This is a genomic window from Streptomyces sp. 3214.6, from assembly GCF_900129855.1.
Lineage (GTDB): Bacteria > Actinomycetota > Actinomycetes > Streptomycetales > Streptomycetaceae > Streptomyces > Streptomyces soliscabiei.
Genome location: NZ_LT670819.1, coordinates 537,248 through 553,018 on the forward strand (window position 1 = coordinate 537,248; position 15,771 = coordinate 553,018).

Here is a 15,771-nt window from a genome sequence, read left to right on the forward strand (position 1 = left end):
GACCACGGCGGGCCTGCGGCTTCCCACCGTGCTTGCGGACGCCGCCGCCGCGCCCGCGCGGTGGAAGATTCAGCGCTGGCGGACGGGACGTACGACGATCTCGTTGACGTCGACGTCGGGTGGCTGGGCGAGGGCGTAGGAGACCGCTCCGGCGATGGCGTCGGATCCGATCGCGTGGGCGCGGTATGCCCGCATGGCTTCGGCAGCGCCGGGCTCGGTGATGCTGTCGGCGAGTTCGGTCGACCACGCCGGGCGAGACGGTCGTGACCCGGATCGAGGGGTCGCACTCCTGGCGCAGGCCCTCGGTGATCGCCCAGGCCGCGTACTTCGTGCCGCAGTAGACGGCGCCGGTGGGCACGACTTGGTGGGCGCCGATGCTCGCGACCGTGACGAAGTGGCCCGAGCCCTGCGCGGTGAATACGGGCAGCGCCGCAGCGATGCCGTGCAGCAGGCCGCGGACGTTCACATCGATCATCCGGTCCCACTCCTCGACGAGCAGGCAGTCCATCCGCGACAGGGGCATGACCCCGGCGTTGCTGACAAGGACGTCGACCCGGCCATGGCGGTCGCGGGCGTCCTGGACGAAGGCTGCGACGTCCGAGCGGTCCGTCACGTCCAGCCGTACCGGCTGCAGGGCGCCGCCGGAGCGGGCGGCGACCTCGCGCCGGGAGTACTGAGCCGGGGCGAGCAGCCGCCCAGCAGGCCGCGCAGGGTCGGTTCGGCTGTATGGAGAGTGGCCTGGTGTCAGGGGGTGGCGCTCCCCCCGACCCACTCACTCCACGGCATGTTCCAATCGCTGAGACCGTTGTCGGGAGCCAACGTGGTCTTGTCCTCGGAGTTCTTGACGATCACGACGTCGCCGATCATCGAGTGGTCGAAGAACCACGCGGCGGGTTGCCTGCCGTCGCCGCCGCCCCTGACATCCTTCAGGCCTACGCAGCCGTGGCTGGTGTTGACCTTGCCGAAGACCGAGTCGGCACCCCAGTAGTTGCCATGGATGAACGTGCCCGAGTCGGTCAGGCGCATGGCGTGCGGTACGGCCTTGATGTCGTACGAGGGCTTGCCGTCCTTCTCCGTGAGGCCGACGCTCGCACCGTTCATATGGGTGTGCCTGAACTTCTCGGAGATCACCATCCGACCGTTGTACGTCGGGTGCTCGGCGCTGCCTGCCGAGATCGGGATGGTCTTGATGATCTTGCCGTCCCGGACGACGGTCATCTGCTTCGTCTTCGCGTCGACGGTGCTGATCTGGCTCCGACCGATCCTGAACGTGACCGTCTTCTGGATGCCATGTCGGTTGAGCGTGACGGTGACGATGGAGCCGGGCTTCCAGTAATGCTCAGGGCGGAAGTCCAGGCGGTGGTCGTTGAACCAGTGGCCGACGACCCACTGGCCGCTGCTGGAGCTGACCTGGATCTCCGACTGCACGGCGGCCTTGTCGCTGATCGCGTTGTTGAAGTTGACCGTCACCGGCATGGCCACGCCGACGGTCGAGCCGTCCTCGGGGGAAAGGTGCCCGATGAAGTCGTTGGCCGGGGAGACCGTGGTGATCGTGGCGTTGCCGGTCGCGGAGCGGCCCTTGGCGTCCTCGGCCTCTGCGGTGATCTGATACTTGGTGGCACGTTCCAGCCGAGTGTCGAGCTTCCAGGAGGTACCGTCCGCGGACAGAGTGCCCGGGATCTCGGCACCGGTAGCGACGGCGGTCATCGTCACCTTGGTGAGCTTGCCCTTACTGACGGTGACACTGACCGGGCCGTTGATCCCGACGTCGTAGGCGCCTTGCCCGGGCGTTATCTCTATGCGGGCGTCGGAGGCTTCCTGGGTGTCCGCCTGGCTTACTCGCGCCTGAGACTTCGGGGGGTTCCCGGCGTCGTTGCCGCCGACGGCAGCGTTGCTCGTACCGCCGAGGGCCGTGACTGCGAGTACGCCGCCGAGTACGCCGGCCGTAGCCACCAGTCCGGTGCGTCGTTTATACAGCGCGATCAAACGCTTCTCCAACCACTGGTCTTTTGCATCCCTGCGCTGATCGCCGCAGGAGTGCAACCAGCTTTCCCATCACTTATAGACATGCCTCTGTCCATAAATGGGTAAATTGTGGCGAACACCACCCATTGTCGGATGCGTCTTGTCGGATGCGTCGCCGAGATCCCCCGGCCTGCCCGCGCATGCCAGAGGTCCGGCCGCCGACGTCGGCGTAATGGCGGCCGCGCGACGTGTTCGGCCGCGAGATGGCGCCGCCGCATGTCGCCCGCAGCGATCTCCCTCGCTCCCTACCGGACCGGAACCACCGGTAGGACGATGCGGGAGGGCCGGGCGGGATCGTGGAAGAGCTGCTGGTGGGCCACTCGGCCGGTGATCGCGCTCTCCTCGGGTTCACCCGTGTTGAGGTTGCGGTCCCAGCGCGGGAAGTTGCTGGAGGTGCCCTGGACCCGGATCCGGTGCCCCGCCCGGAGACGATGCTGGTCGACCACAGGTCCATGACGTGCTCGGCCACCTCGCCCGGTGTCGCCCGGACCCGCACGAGCCGCCGACGACGTTGTGGGAGACACCGTTCTCGTCGACGTCGCACAGGCGTGCCACCCAGTCGGTCGAGGGCCCGTCGGTGGCGGCGAAGAGCACCGCCCGCACCCGGCCGGTCACTTCGACGTCCTCGGTGAGCGGTTCGGTGGTGAAGACCAGGACGTCCTCGCGCGCCTCGACGCCGCTCTGGTCGAGCGGCCCGGGACGGAAGTCGTCGCTCATGCAGAGCGCGCCTCCGGCGATGGGCGCCGGATCCATCGGGTCGTAACGGAACGCCTCGGGCTGCTCGGCGGTGGACGGCCGCTCCTGCGTCAGACGTCCGGCCGCGCGCAGGTGGAAGTCCGTGTCCACGGCCCGCGACAGGGGCCATTCCGTCTCCTCGCGCCACTGGTCGATCCCCATGACGAACAGCAGCACCTTGTCCGCGTCCGGCTCCAGAGGCGGCGACCCCGGAGGTGGATGAAGCCCTGCCGGCGTTCCGAGCGCCGTCGGCGGAGTCGGCGACGGCACCCGTGGATCACGGTCACGACGGACTCCCGACACGAAAACCGGCCGGTTTCTCGTCATCGTAAACCGATCAGTTTCCAAATTCAACGTCCGTTGCTCCGCTCAAGGCCGAGAAGGGGGCTCTCAGCCCGCTCGGCCGAGGGTCACGGTGCGGGATCCCGGAGCGAAATCATCGAAGGACTGCTCCCAGGACTCGCCGGGCCAGTAGTAGGTCACACGGCCCTCGGAGGGCCGGTAATGGGCGGTATAGACGGTCCCCAGCCCCTCCTCGTACGCGGACTGGTACAGCGGCGGTTTCAGCATCGCCGCCACGTCCGCGCCCGCTGCGCGGACGGCGCTCAGTCGCTCCTGGGTCCGGGAGGACTGCTCCTGCTCGTCGGGCACCGGCATGTGCTGGTGGTTGGCGGCGCAGGCGTCTGGTGCCTCAGTCAGTGAGATGTCCGGTCCCACGAACACCGTCACCGCCTGTTCCGGATCGACAAGGGTGACGTTCTGCGGGATTGCGATCGGTATGGACCTCAGTTTGCCGACTGCCTCGTCAACGGTGTCACAGGTCTCCAGCAGGTAGCGCAGGACGATGAGGATGGCGAAGCCCGGGCCGTGGACGAAACGGCCGCCGAAGGTGAGTGAGACGGCGAGCCCGGCATCGTTCATCCCGTCCAGCAAACCCCACGCCGCATCCTGCGTTCCGATCACCGGTCGGAGGAAGTGGGAGGAGACAATGGTGCCCTCGCAGTCATCGGGGCTGAAGTCGTAGTTGCGCAGCAGGGTGCCGCTGCCGCCGATCTGGGTGCAGCCCGAGAAGAAGGGTCGCAAGGTCGCGAGGGTGAGGAAGGTCGTCGCTTCGGGCCGGTCGAGCTGGCCCGCGAGGCGGTGCAGTACGGGGACCAGCTCCGGCATGTGTGCCTCGAACAGCTTCCAGGCACGGTCCGCGCCCTCCACGGTCCGGCTCTCCTTGGTCATCCACCCCTCCGCGAGCGGCCAGAGAGCCTGTGTATGGGCGGCCCATCGCCCGTCGCTTCCGTCGCCGAACTCGACCGCACGGAACGTCTTCTGATGTTGGCTCATGGCTGCTGCTTCCTTGCGGACGTCGGGCGAAGTGAGGGCAACCTAGCCAATTTCGCGGGCAGTTCACCACAGCGCGCACACCACAACGGGCACAGCCGGTGGAGGTTTCCGATGTACGCGCAGACCGTCTCGAGCGGCAGAGCAGGGCGTTTCGCCGCGGCGCCGTGGCAGTTCCCGCGCTGTCACCGTTGCAGGGCGTGGAGCAGCAGTGGCAAGGAGCGGTGCAGCTCGCGCTGCCAGTACGGCCAATCGTGGGTGCCGGGGCCGTAGAAGTCGGTGGTGAGGTGCCCTCCCGCGGCCTTCAGGCGGTCGGCGAGGGCGTGGTTCATCTGGTTGAGCAGCGCCTCCAGGTCGTCATGGGCGCCGGGCGGGTCGAACGGGCCGGCGGTGCCGTCGCCGCTGGAGAGGAAGACGGGCAGGGAGCGCAACTTGTTGACGAGGTAGTACGGGTCGTGAGCCTCCCAGTTGGCGCGCTGGGCCACCGGGTCGCCCCACAGGGCGAGGGGATCCTCGCCGAACTCCTTCAACCCGTCCATCAGTCCGGACGGGAAGTCGCCGTACAGGGGGTGCGCCACGCCGCTGAAGGCGGCCACCGCCCGGAACATGCCGGGGTGGTGCGCGGCGTAGAGGAGAGAGCCCAGGCCGCCCATCGACAGCCCGGCGACCACCCGCCGGGTTCCGGCGCCGTAGCCGTGCTCCAGCAGCGGGCGCAGCTCGCCGAGGTGGAAGGTCTCCCAGGCCGGCGGGCCGCCGTCGCCGTGGTTCCACCAGTCGCTGTACCAGCCGACCGGGCCGCCTTCCGGCATGACGACCAGCACGTCGCGCAGCTGCGCGAGGTTCTCGACGTCGGTTTCGCGGGTCCAGCTGTCATAGGTGTCGCAGCAGCCGTGAAGCAGGTACAGCACCGGCCACCGCCGGCTCTTACGGTGCTCGCTCCAGCCGTCCGGGGTGAGCAGCCGCACCTTGGCGGTACGGCCCAACGCCGGCGACGCGACGGTCAGGTCGATCTGACGAGGGCCGACTTTCTCCTCTGCCACGACCCGGGCACCGCCCTCCTTGCCCTTGCCGCCGGCACCGACGGTGGCGGTCGCGGTCGCGGTCGCGGTCGCGGGCAGGACTGCCATGACCAGCGCCACCAGAATCGTCCAGATCAACAGGCGAGCACGGCCAGGATGCACGGCGGGCCTCCACTTCCAGCGAAACCTGTCGGCTTCGGATCAGTGACACTGGGGAGCGTACGGACCGCCGCGGTATCGGTCACTACGTCAGACAGCCGAGGTTTGACGGAAGGCAGAATTCCGGCGGTGGTTGATTCCGCGTTCGCTACCGTGTCGGTCCATGACAGTCCTGATCATCGGGGGCAGTGGTTTCCTGGGCGCCGAGCTGATCCGGCAGGCCACCGCGGCGGGGCTCGAGACGTCCGCGACGTTCGCATCCCGGCCCGGCACGGCCGCGGGGGTGTCCTGGCATCCGCTCGACATCCGCGACCCTGCGCGTGTCGCCACGGTGCTCGCGGACGTGGCGCCGTCGGTCGTGGTCAACGCGTCGAGCGGCGGGGCCGACTGGGCGGTGACCGCCGACGGCGCCCTCCGCGTGGCGCTGGCCGCCGCCGAGCGGGGCTGCCGCCTGGTCCATGTCTCCAGCGACGCGGTGTTCTCCGGCGCGCGCGTCCGCTACGACGAGAGCTGCCTGCCCGATCCGCTCACCCCCTACGGCGCCGCGAAGGCCGCCGCCGAGACGGCGGTGCGACTGCTGATGCCGGCCGCCGCCGTCGCCCGGACTTCGCTGATCGTCGGACATGGCCGGTCCGCGCACGAGCGCACCGTGCACGCTCTGGCGGACGGCACCCGCGAGGGGGTCTTGTTCACCGACGACATCCGCTGCCCCGTCCATGTCGAGGACCTGGCCGCCGCGTTGTGGGAGATCGCGCTGTCCGACGCGGCCGGGATGTTCCATCTCGCCGGTCCGGACGCCCTGAGCCGCCACGGCCTCGGCGTGCTGATCGCCCGGCGCGACGGCCTCGACGACGCGCGGCTGCCTGCCGGGCGACGAGCCGACACCTCCCTGCCCGGGGCCCTCGACGTACGCCTCGACAGCGGCGCCACACAGCAGCGGTTGCGGACGCGGCTGCGCGGCGCCCGCGCGTTCCTGCAAGGGCCTGCCGGACCCGGCGCCCCAAGCGCCGTGCCGGTGTGACCGCTTGTACCCGACATGATCGGGCACAGACTGTCGGGTCCGGCCCGATGCCTGCCGCCTAGCGTGGTGATCACAAGCAAGGAAGGAGACCGGACGTGCTGGAGCGGCTCAACAAGGCCATGGAGCACATCGAGCGGGAGCTCGATCAGACCGTCGACGTGGCCGGGCTGGCGCGGATCGCGGCCACCTCGGAGTATCACCTGCGCCGGATGTTCTCCGCGCTCGCGGGCATACCTCTGTCGGAGTACATACGGCGTCGCCGACTCACCGTCGCGGGCGCCGAGGTGCTCGCAGGGCGTGAGTCGCTGTTGGAGATCGCGGTGCGTTACGGCTACGGCTCGGGCGAGGCGTTCGCCCGGGCGTTTCGTGCCATGCACGGTGTCGGGCCGGGCGAGGCCAGGCGCACCGGCGCCGCGCTCGTCTCCCAGCCCCGGTTGACCTTCCGCCTCACTGTGGAAGGAAGCAGCAGCATGCGCTATCGCGTAGTGGACAGGCCGGAGTTCAACGTCGTCGGCCTCAAGGCCCGGGTGCCTTTGGTGCACGCGGGGCCGAACCAGGCGATCATCGACTTCGTCCGCGGGATCGAGCGGCAGGTCCTGGATCACCTGGGGAAGCTGTCTGACCAGGAGCCGTACGGCATGGTGGCGGTCTGTGACGACCTGGACCCGAGCCGGGCCGAGGGCACCGAACTCGACTACTACCAGGGGGTGATCACGTCAGCGGCTGCCCCCGACGGCACCGTGCTTCTCCCTGTCCCGGCCGGAACCTGGGCGGTCTTCACCACCTCCGGGCCGGCGCCGCAGGCCATCCAGGAGCTGTGGCGGGACGTGTTCACGGAGTGGTTCCCGTCCAACCCGTACCGCAGCCGCCCCGGCCCGGAGATCCTGAGCACCCGCCTGTCGCCCGACAAGAGCGAGGCCGACGCCGAACTGTGGCTTCCGGTGGAGCGGGAACAGGGCTGAGCACAGCACGCCGCACGCAGAGGCAAGGTGAACCGCGCTTCCGTGAGGGATACGGAGGTCGGCGAATCCGTTTGGTCTCACCTAGCCCGCGCGGTCCAGGCGGAAGCGGGGGTGAGGTTCGGCTCGGCCGGTGGCGAGGTCGGCCGCCATCGCGCCGATCAGCGGGGCGAATTTCGCGCCGTGGCCGGAGCACGGGGAAGCGATGACGAACGGGCCGTGGCGGTCGACGACGAAGTCCTCGTCGGCGGTGGTGGTGTAGAGGCAGCTCGCTTCGGCCACCGGGTCGGGCTCGAGGCCCGGGAGGCGGTCGCGTACGAAGCCGCTCACCCGGGCCCGCGAGGACGGGTCGACGACGCCGGTGCGGGTGCGGGCGGTGGTGGGGGTGCCGCGGTCGTGCTCGGCGACCTTGACAGTGGGGAGCGGGCCACCGTCGCTGCCCGACGGGAGGCCGTACATGTGCAGGTCGCCGTCCCAGATCAGGGTCGGCCACCGCACGGAGGGCTCTCGCTGCCGGAAGTGGAAGACCTGCTGCTGGGTCACCTCCAACTGCGGTAGCAAAAGGGGAAGTTCGAGTTCGGGCAGCCAGGGGCCGGCCGCGATCACCACCGTTTCGGCGACGATCTCGCGGCCGTCCTCGGTGCGCAGGAGCACCTGCTCCGGGGTGTCCTGGACGTCGATGTCCGTGACGCGTGTACCGATGATCGCCTGTGCCCCGTGCTCGATCGCCCGTCGTACGCAGGCCGCGACGGTCCGGTCGGCGTCGACGACGCCCGCCTCCGGGTGGTACAGCACCGGGCCCGTGATACGGATGTACGGCCAGCGCTCCGAGGCCTCTTCCGGGGCGAGGAGTTCGTGGGGCACGTCAGCCGCGGCAAGGAGTTCCGCGATCGCGCCCGGGTCACGGTCCTCGCCCATGTCGAGACCACCGGTCGTGCGCAGCAAGGGAGTTGAGGCGTCGTCCTCCAGTTCCCGCCATTGCTCGTGGGCCTGCCCGGTGAGCCGTACGTAGAAGGGGTCGTCGTAGGCTCGTCGGAAGATCCGTGAGCTGCCGTGCGAACTGCCGTGTTTGTGGCCGATGTCGTACGCCTCGATCAGCGTGACCTCATGGCCTCGCCGGGCCAGTTGCCAGGCGGTGGCCGCGCCCGTCAGCCCGGCGCCCACGACGGCGATCACAGACCCTCCCCGGGGATCGAGTTCGTGCCCGCGAGGGGGACGCGGGCCATGGCAGTGAGCTCGATCGTAGGCCGAAGGGCCGGGTGCCGCCCCCGAGGAGGCGGCACCCGGCAGCGTCTGGACGGAGATCGTGCCGCCGTAGACGTTGAGGAACTGCTGCCGTGAACGTTCTCGGGTCTTTCGGCGTCACAGCGGTAACCGATCCCGAGGGAGTCACCATGACCGCCGGACGTTCCCGTGTTCGATTCGTGGCCACGGCCGCGCTGCTCGGGGCCCTGCCGCTGGCCACCACGGCCTGCGGCGCCTCGACCGCCACGACCTCCGCCGACATCAAGGAGCCGGCGAGCGGCTGGGAGGAGCCTGCCTCGTACTCCTACACGTTGACGTCGAGCACCCAGGTCCTGGCGGGGACGTTCCGGGTGACGGTGCACGACGGCGAGGTGACGGAGGTGGTCGGGCTCGACGAGGACAGCCGGCGACAGGCGCGGGATCTGCCGGGCGAAGTACCCACCCTCGGCAAGCTGTTGAAGACACTGCACCGGGCCCGCAGCGAGGACGCGGACACGGCCGAGGCGCAGTACGCCGCCGACGGGCACCCTGTGCGGATCTCCCTGGACTGGGACAAGAACTCCATCGACGACGAAGCCCTGTACACCATCAGCTCCTACGAACCGGCCTCCGGCCAGGCGGCTTCGTCCGAATCACCGAGCCGGGCGGACGACGCTGCTTTGCGGACACTACCTAGGGGCGCGGGCCACCGCTGGTGAACGGTTCGAAGGATTGGCTGAAGTGCCAGGTGTCCTGGGCGATGCCGGAGCACGAATCGGAGCCGGCGGTGCCCGGGCAGCCGCCGTTGTCGCGCTGGAGCGCCCAGAACGAGAGCGTGTTGATCTTCTTTGCCTCGGCCCATTTCTCCACCGTGACCGCGTCCTGTGGGGTGAAGGTCTCCTCGGGTCCGAAGTCGTCGATGCCGGGCATCTCGATGACGCCGATCATGTTCCACAGCCTCGCGGAACTCTTCTTCGGGTAGAGCGCCGCCAGTTGATCGTGCAGGCCGGCAGCGGCCGTCTCGGTGTCAGCTGCCATGTCGTGGGTGGCGCCGTCGTAGTAGTCGAACGTCATGAGGTTGACGACGTCCACCCGCGCGCCGTTGTCGACGGCGTTCTGCAACAGGGCCAGGCCGTTGGCTTCGAGGCCGGTCGTGGAGGTCGGCAGGGTGTAGGAGAACTGAACGCTGCGGCCGGTGCGGTCGGCCCAGCGCTGGACCTCGGCGATCGCCTTGTTGCGGCGGTCGACGCCGGCGGCGTTGTTGATGGAGTCGCCCTCGACGTCGAGGTCGATCCGGGTGATGCCGTACGTCGTGACGAGGCTCTCGTACACCTTGGCGATGGCGTCGACGCTGGTGCAACTGTCCGCCAGTTCGGTGCCGGTGGTGTCGGCGGACCAGCCGCCGAAGGACGGGATGGCGTTGCCGCCGCGTGCCTGGATCATGGCGATGTCGCGGCCGAACGTGGTGCGGGCGATCGGCTGGTCGGTCTCGCCGTTCCAGTACGCGGTGCACGAGCCCGCCGTGGCCGTCTGAAGGAAGGCCAGGGTGAGGTACTTGTTGCCCGAGGCGGCGGCGAGTCGGGCCGGGCTCTCGCCGGTCCACGCCTCGAAGTAGGGCGCCGCCACATGGGGCGGCATGGGCCTGCCGGGGGCCGGGAGGGAGTCCGGCACGGCAAGCGCGTCGCCTCCTCCCAGTGCGACAAGCCCGGCGGACACAGCGGTCACGCTCAGGCAGGACAGCAACGTACGAAGAGGACCAGGTCGTCTCACAGACGCTCCCATGGGGAAAAGGGCAGGCGGGGACAGCGGAAGGACAGAACCGCGGGGTGAACAGTGACCCATGATTGGACTAGACCAGCTAACTGTCAAGGTTCTTTACAGTTAGCTGACCAAGCCTGGAGAGCCGCTCGCCCCACTGGCCCGCGCCCCCTTGTCCCCCCGGTTCGGTTCGCCACGGACACCCTGCGGAGCCGGCGCCGCCCTCAGTGGTCCGCTCGGGCCTCCGCCGTCCCCCACACCGACACCTCGGGTGCGGGCGCATTCCGCCCTTTCGAATCTTTCCGGATATGGTTTTTCATATCCGGATATAGCCTGCCGGGGAGGTAGCACGGTGAATGCCCCTCAGAGGGCGGGACAGGCGCCCGCGCGGCCTTTGGGGGCGGTCGGATACGCGGGCGTGCTCCGCGAGCTGCTTCCGATCGCACTGTGGCGTGAGGACGCGGACGGCCGCATCGTCGAATGGTCGCTCGCCGCCCAGGATCTGCTCGGATTCCAGCCGCAGGACGTACTCGACCGGCCGGCGTCGACCCTGCTGGTCCCCGACGGCAACCGTGAGCTGGCCGACCAGCTCACGCAACGCGTCCAGGGCGGGGAGACCGTCGTCGGCACCCTGTCGGTGCGTCACCGCGACGGCCATGAGGTCACCATGGAGATGTGGATCGTGCCGGCCTCCGACGCGCGAGGACGGCCCGGAGCACTGCTGATCGCCGTGGAGACGTCCCAGGTGCTGCGCATGCGGGATTCCCTGGCGGCCCTGGAGAGCCTCTTTCGTCAGTCCCCCATCGGTCTGGCCACCCTCGGCACCGATCTGCGCTTCCTGCGGGTCAACGACGCACTCGCCCGGATGAGCGGCGTCCCGGCCGCCGAGCATGTCGGACGGCGGTTGACGGAGGTCGTGCCCGGCGTCGACGCGGTGGCTCTGGAGTCGATGATGCGGGAGGTACTGGCCCGGGGCACGGCAATCGTCGACGTCCGCCGATCCGGGCGGACTCCGGCGGACCCCCACCGTGAACGGACCTGGTCGTGTTCCTACGCGCCGCTGCTCGACGGCGCCGGCCGGACCCTGGGCCTGATCGCCTCCCTCATCGACATCACGGAGAGCCAGCAGGCCGAACGCGACGCCGAACGCGCCCGCCGCCGCTTCGCGCTGCTCGCGGAGGCCGGCACCCGGATCGGCACCACCTTGGACCTGCGGCAGACCTCCGAGGAGATCGTGCGGATGCTGGTGCCCCAGCTCGCGGACTCCGCCGACGTCCAGCTCCTCGAAGAGGTCATCGCGCCCGACGAGTCCACCGCCGCCACCCACGGCGTGGTCCGGCGGATGGCCGCTCTCTTCCCCGATCCCGGTGCTCCCACGGCGAAGCTGGTCCCGGGCATGACGTCCCGGATCGCACCCGGCTCCCTCTACGAACGCGTCATCGCCGACGGCCGTCCCACCAACCTCTACCGGTCCGACGTCCACGCACTGATCACCGATCCCCGCGCCGGCGACCTGCGCGCCTATCTCATGAGCCTGGGCTCCGCGAGACTGGTCCCGCTGGTCGCCCGGGGCAAGGTGCTCGGCGCGGTGGTGGTGACGCGGCTGCGCAGCCGTGAGCCCTTCGACGAGCAGGACTGCGTGCTCGTCGACGAGCTGGCGGCGCGCGCCGCCCTGAACATCGACAACGCGCTCATGTACACCCGGCAGCGCGCGGCGGCCCTCACCCTGCAGCGCAGTCTGACCAACAGCGCCCTGCCCGCCGTCCCCGGCCTGGAGCTCACGGGACGGTACCTGCCCGCCAGCGAACACGACGTCGGCGGCGACTGGTTCGACGTCATCGCGCTGCCCGCGGAACGGACCGCACTCGTCATCGGAGACGTCATGGGGCACGGCATCCGCGCCGCGGCCGTCATGGGCCAGCTCCGCGCGGCGGTGCGTACGCTCGCCCGGCACGGCATCGAGCCGGCCCACATGCTCCGCTCGCTGGACGCCGTCGTGGCCGACATGGGCGAGGACCAGATGGCGACCTGCGTCTACGCCGTCCACGATCCCGCCTCCGGCGGGTGCCTCGTCGCGCGGGCCGGTCACCCCCCGCCCGCGGTGGTGGCGCCGGGCGGGGCGATCACCTTCCTCGACGGCTCGCCGGGGACCCCGCTGGGAACGGGAGGGCAGCAGTTCGGGACCGAGGCCGTCCCGCTGCCGGCGGGCAGTCTGCTCGTGCTGTACACCGACGGGCTCGTCGAAGCTCGCGGCAGGGACCTCGATCAGGGACTCGACCGGCTCGCACGGGCTCTGCGGCGCCCCGGTCAGCCGCTCGCCGCGCTCTGCGACGGCGTCCTCGAGCAGATGCTGCCGCACCCCGCCCAGGACGACGTCGCAGTGCTGATGGCCCGACCGCAGTGACGTGCCGACGTGCCTGTCGAGCGGATCCGGGGTACCCGCACTTGCGGAGGTACCTCATGTTCGAGGCTGGCGATATCCGTGAATGGCGCGGTCACAACGTGGTCGACCCACAGGGGCACAGGATCGGCCTCTTGGAGTCGGTCTACGTGGACACCGGCACCGACAGGCCCTGCTTCGCAACGGTGACCGTGGGTCTTCCCACCCGTCGCCGCCTGGTGTTCGTGCCGCTCCGCGGGGCGACCGTCGGCCCCGGTTATCTGAAGGTCGCCCACAGCAAGAACGCGGTGAAGAAGGCCCCGGCGATCGGCGTCGACGGCCAGCTGCGCGCCCAGGACGAGCCGAAGGTGTTCGCACACTACGAACTGGACTATGCGCCGGGCGCCGGCGGCGAGCGACGCCTTGCCCGCCGCTGAGGCGTCGAGGCCGTCGGGAGTACCCATGAGCCTGTTTCTGTTTCTGATCCTCGTGGCCCTCGTCCTGGGCATCATCGGGTTCGCGGCCCACGGGATGTTCTACCTGCTGATCATCGGCGCCCTCGTTCTCCTCGCCGATCTCATCTACGCCGCGATGCGTTTCCGCCGAGGCGGAAGAAAGCACCGCCTGGCCCGTTGACGGGCCCTGTCCCTGCCGGGCCTTGTCCCTGCCGGGCTTTCTCCCTGCCCGGTGACCGTCGACCCCGCCGCAGCCGTCACCCATGCCGGTGATCACCGGCGAAGCAGCCCCGTGCCACCGGGCCCACCGTCACCCTGTGGGCATGCGCCGTCCCCTCGCCCTCGCCCCCGTCCTGGCCGCCGTCCTCCTCACCGGCGGCTGCGTCTCCCTCCCGTCCGGCGCACCGCCGCCCCCGCACATGGCCCCGGACGCCGCCCGCACACCCTCCCCCGTCCCGGCCCCGGGCCAGGCCTCCGCGCGCACCGCCCTCGTCACCACCACCCCCACCCGGGCACCGCAGCAGCACACCCGAGGCCGCCGCGTCGTCACGGAGCGCCGTTCTGCGGGCGCCGAGGGGCACCCGCCCCCGCACGCCCGGACTCCGGCGCGCCCGGACACGGACCCGGCGGCACGACCCGCACGTCCCGCACCGCCCGGGCCCGTCACGCCCCCGCCGGCCCGTCACCGGTCCACGGCCCCTGTCGCGCCCCGCCACCAGAGCCCTCAGCCGCGGACCATCCAGCCCCGGCCCACATACGACATGCGCACCGTGTGCGAGTGGTCGCACCAGTCACCCGTGCCTCCTGCCGTCCGCGGCCTCTGCGACGCCTACGTCCGCTGAGCGACCCGCCTCGCCGCGCGCGAAGACGGCTCCCGCAGCCGGTGCTCGGCCGGCGTGGCGGCGGATCGCGTCGAGGAACCCGTCGATGTCGTCCGGGGTGTGGGAGAACGCGGTGACGAGCCGGACGACTCCATGGCCCCAGCGGCCGTGGTAGAAGGTGTAGCCCTCGGCGAGGAGACCTTCGACGGCCTGCTGGGGCAGACGGCAGAAGACGATGTTCGCCTGCGGGGTGGCCGACAGCCCGATACCGGGGACGGCCTTGAGGCCGTCGCTCAGCCGCAGGGCCATGGCGTTGGCCTGGCGGGCGTTGCGCAGCCACAGGTCGTCGGTGAGGTAGGCGTCGAGCTGGGCGGCGTGGAAGCGCATCTTGGAGGCCAGTTGTCCGGCACGCTTGGCCCGGAAAGCGAGTTCGCCGGCGAGTGCGGGGTCGAAGGAGACGACGGCCTCGACGGTCATCGCGCCGTTCTTGGTGGCTCCGAAGGACAGCACGTCCACGCCGGCCTTCCAGGTCATCTCGGCCGGGGAGGCGCCGAGGTGGTCCAGGGCGTTGGCGAAGCGTGCGCCGTCCATGTGGACACGCAGACCGGCGTCCTTGGCGATGGCGCACAGGCGGCGGATCTCGTCCAGGGTGTGGACGCTGCCGCTTTCGGTGGCCTGGCTGATGCTCAGGACGGACGGCTGCACGGCGTGCACGTCCCCCACCCGGTCACGCACCGCCTGCTGAAGAGCGTCCGGATCGACCTTGGTGTCGTCTCCGGCCACGGTGACGATCTTGGCGCCGTCGGTGAAGAACTCGGGGGCTCCGCATTCACTGGTGTTGATGTGACTGGCGGGGTGGGCCAGCACGCTTCCCCAGGGCCGGGTCAGGGCGGCCAGGCTCAGGGCGTTGGCAGCCGAACCGGTGGAGACCAGGAGGACGGCGGTGTCCCGTTCGAAGATCGTGTCCAGCTTGCGGCGCACCTTGTCGGTGAACGGATCGCTGCCGTACGGCAGGACCTGGCCCGCGGCTGCGTCGACGACGGCCTGGACGATCTCGGGGGACGCCCCGGCCATGTTGTCGCTGATGAATGCGCGGCTGGAGGGGATGGAACCGGTGCTGGTGTCCATGGGCGGGCTTCCTTGGGTGCGGTGCGTGCGCTCATGGTCTGGTCAGAGGGTGAGCAGTTCCTCGTGGAAGCCGCCGAACTCCCGCTCCCGGTCGATGAGATGGATCTCCAGGATCCAGTGGCAGCGGCGCCCGGCCTTGTCCGTGCGCCGCAGCGGGGTGTCGTTGGCCGGGGTGATGTACGACTCCGTGTCGGCGCCGTCGATCCACTCGTGCGGGAACTCGCCGACCAGGTGCCCGGCGTGCCAGCCGCCCAGCTCCCAGCCGGCGTCGGCGGCCAGCCGCTCGACCTCGGCGTACAGCTGCTTGCCGGTGATGTCCGGGGTGCTCTCGAAGATGTGCTTGCCGGCTGCGAAGATCTTCGGCAGGTCGTCCCGCAGCCGTTTCTTGACCGGGTCGTCGCCGAGGACGAAGGTCCGGCCGAAGTCGGCCTCGTACTCCTCGAAGACGGGCCCGAAGTCGGCGAAGACGATGTCGTCCGCGCCCATCACCCGGTCCGGCGGGTTCTCGCGGTACGGCGCGAGCGTGTTCGGGCCCGACCGCACGATCCGTTTGTGCCAGTGCCGGGTCGTGCCGAACAGCTCGTTCGCCAGGTCCCGGATCCGGTCGCTGACCGCGCGCTCGCCTTCCCCCGGCGCGACGAGCCCGCGTCCCTCGATCTCCGCGAAGAGCCGTTCGGCCTTGGCCTGTGCGTCCAACAGTCGTGCCGCGCGCGTGGGTTCGTCGTCCGCCATGGGGCCGACCGTACTGATCGGGG

Annotated in this window: 15 protein-coding genes and 1 pseudogene; 7 read left to right on the forward strand and 9 right to left on the reverse strand. The window is 70.1% G+C overall.

Annotated elements, in window-relative coordinates; all coding sequences use genetic code 11:
• Nucleotides 1-69: 69 nt before the first annotated feature.
• The 5 genes and pseudogenes from B5557_RS02260 to B5557_RS02280 all read right to left on the reverse strand — a co-directional run bounded on the left by B5557_RS02260 (nucleotide 70) and on the right by B5557_RS02280 (nucleotide 5,219).
• Nucleotides 70-748 (reverse strand): annotated as a pseudogene (locus B5557_RS02260) (SDR family oxidoreductase).
• On the reverse strand, nucleotides 745-1,986 hold the full coding sequence (locus tag B5557_RS02265) for a L,D-transpeptidase (protein ID WP_079657513.1): 1,242 nt from the start codon (nucleotides 1,984-1,986) through the stop codon (nucleotides 745-747). Before B5557_RS02265 ends, B5557_RS02260 begins: the two are co-directional and overlap by 4 nt.
• Before the next feature lie 387 nt (nucleotides 1,987-2,373).
• Complete coding sequence (locus B5557_RS02270; RefSeq protein ID WP_231976223.1) at nucleotides 2,374-2,922, reverse strand: CocE/NonD family hydrolase; 549 nt, start codon at nucleotides 2,920-2,922, stop codon at nucleotides 2,374-2,376.
• Nucleotides 2,923-3,150: 228 nt separating this feature from the next.
• Complete coding sequence (locus tag B5557_RS02275; RefSeq protein ID WP_079657514.1) at nucleotides 3,151-4,095, reverse strand: C45 family autoproteolytic acyltransferase/hydolase; 945 nt, start codon at nucleotides 4,093-4,095, stop codon at nucleotides 3,151-3,153.
• A gap of 182 nt (nucleotides 4,096-4,277) precedes the next feature.
• The gene (locus B5557_RS02280; protein ID WP_079664540.1) at nucleotides 4,278-5,219 is read right to left on the reverse strand and encodes an alpha/beta hydrolase; all 942 of its coding nucleotides are present in this window, start codon (nucleotides 5,217-5,219) and stop codon (nucleotides 4,278-4,280) included.
• A 214-nt stretch (nucleotides 5,220-5,433) separates the two neighbouring features.
• Here B5557_RS02280 and B5557_RS02285 point away from each other — a divergent pair, with 214 nt between their 5' ends.
• Together B5557_RS02285 and B5557_RS02290 are read left to right on the forward strand one after the other, a co-directional pair.
• Nucleotides 5,434-6,291, forward strand: coding sequence for an SDR family oxidoreductase (locus B5557_RS02285; RefSeq protein WP_079657515.1), 858 nt, complete (start codon nucleotides 5,434-5,436; stop codon nucleotides 6,289-6,291).
• A 95-nt stretch (nucleotides 6,292-6,386) separates the two neighbouring features.
• A complete protein-coding gene (locus tag B5557_RS02290) occupies nucleotides 6,387-7,253 on the forward strand; it encodes an AraC family transcriptional regulator (RefSeq protein WP_079657516.1) in 867 nt (288 codons plus the stop codon).
• A gap of 81 nt (nucleotides 7,254-7,334) precedes the next feature.
• On the opposite strand, the gene B5557_RS02295 is transcribed toward B5557_RS02290, so the two are convergent.
• A complete protein-coding gene (locus tag B5557_RS02295) occupies nucleotides 7,335-8,426 on the reverse strand; it encodes an FAD-dependent oxidoreductase (protein WP_079657517.1) in 1,092 nt (363 codons plus the stop codon).
• Nucleotides 8,427-8,644: 218 nt separating this feature from the next.
• Between B5557_RS02295 and B5557_RS02300 the strand changes: the two genes are divergently transcribed.
• Nucleotides 8,645-9,193, forward strand: a complete 549-nt coding sequence (locus B5557_RS02300; protein ID WP_231976224.1) for a DUF6174 domain-containing protein — start codon at nucleotides 8,645-8,647, stop codon at nucleotides 9,191-9,193.
• Here the strand turns inward: B5557_RS02300 and B5557_RS02305 are convergent.
• The gene (locus B5557_RS02305) at nucleotides 9,168-10,199 is read right to left on the reverse strand and encodes a chitinase (RefSeq protein ID WP_331716815.1); all 1,032 of its coding nucleotides are present in this window, start codon (nucleotides 10,197-10,199) and stop codon (nucleotides 9,168-9,170) included. The genes B5557_RS02300 and B5557_RS02305 overlap by 26 nt on opposite strands.
• Before the next feature lie 451 nt (nucleotides 10,200-10,650).
• Between B5557_RS02305 and B5557_RS02310 the strand changes: the two genes are divergently transcribed.
• The 4 genes from B5557_RS02310 to B5557_RS45630 all read left to right on the forward strand — a co-directional run bounded on the left by B5557_RS02310 (nucleotide 10,651) and on the right by B5557_RS45630 (nucleotide 13,909).
• Entirely contained in the window at nucleotides 10,651-12,636 is a 1,986-nt protein-coding gene (locus B5557_RS02310; RefSeq protein WP_079657519.1) for a SpoIIE family protein phosphatase, read from the forward strand.
• 56 nt (nucleotides 12,637-12,692) lie between these two features.
• The gene (locus tag B5557_RS02315) at nucleotides 12,693-13,049 is read left to right on the forward strand and encodes a PRC-barrel domain-containing protein (RefSeq protein ID WP_079657520.1); all 357 of its coding nucleotides are present in this window, start codon (nucleotides 12,693-12,695) and stop codon (nucleotides 13,047-13,049) included.
• Between the two features lie 25 nt (nucleotides 13,050-13,074).
• Complete coding sequence (locus B5557_RS44140) at nucleotides 13,075-13,248, forward strand: hypothetical protein (RefSeq protein WP_173877632.1); 174 nt, start codon at nucleotides 13,075-13,077, stop codon at nucleotides 13,246-13,248.
• A 142-nt stretch (nucleotides 13,249-13,390) separates the two neighbouring features.
• Complete coding sequence (locus B5557_RS45630; RefSeq protein ID WP_143688285.1) at nucleotides 13,391-13,909, forward strand: hypothetical protein; 519 nt, start codon at nucleotides 13,391-13,393, stop codon at nucleotides 13,907-13,909.
• Here the strand turns inward: B5557_RS45630 and B5557_RS02325 are convergent.
• Both B5557_RS02325 and B5557_RS02330 read right to left on the reverse strand, forming a co-directional pair.
• Nucleotides 13,859-15,016 (reverse strand): threonine aldolase family protein, encoded by a 1,158-nt coding sequence (locus B5557_RS02325; RefSeq protein ID WP_079657522.1) that lies wholly within the window; start codon nucleotides 15,014-15,016, stop codon nucleotides 13,859-13,861. The two genes, B5557_RS45630 and B5557_RS02325, sit on opposite strands and share 51 nt — an antisense overlap.
• Nucleotides 15,017-15,058: 42 nt before the next feature.
• On the reverse strand, nucleotides 15,059-15,748 hold the full coding sequence (locus B5557_RS02330; RefSeq protein WP_079657523.1) for a M24 family metallopeptidase: 690 nt from the start codon (nucleotides 15,746-15,748) through the stop codon (nucleotides 15,059-15,061).
• Nucleotides 15,749-15,771 lie beyond the last annotated feature (23 nt).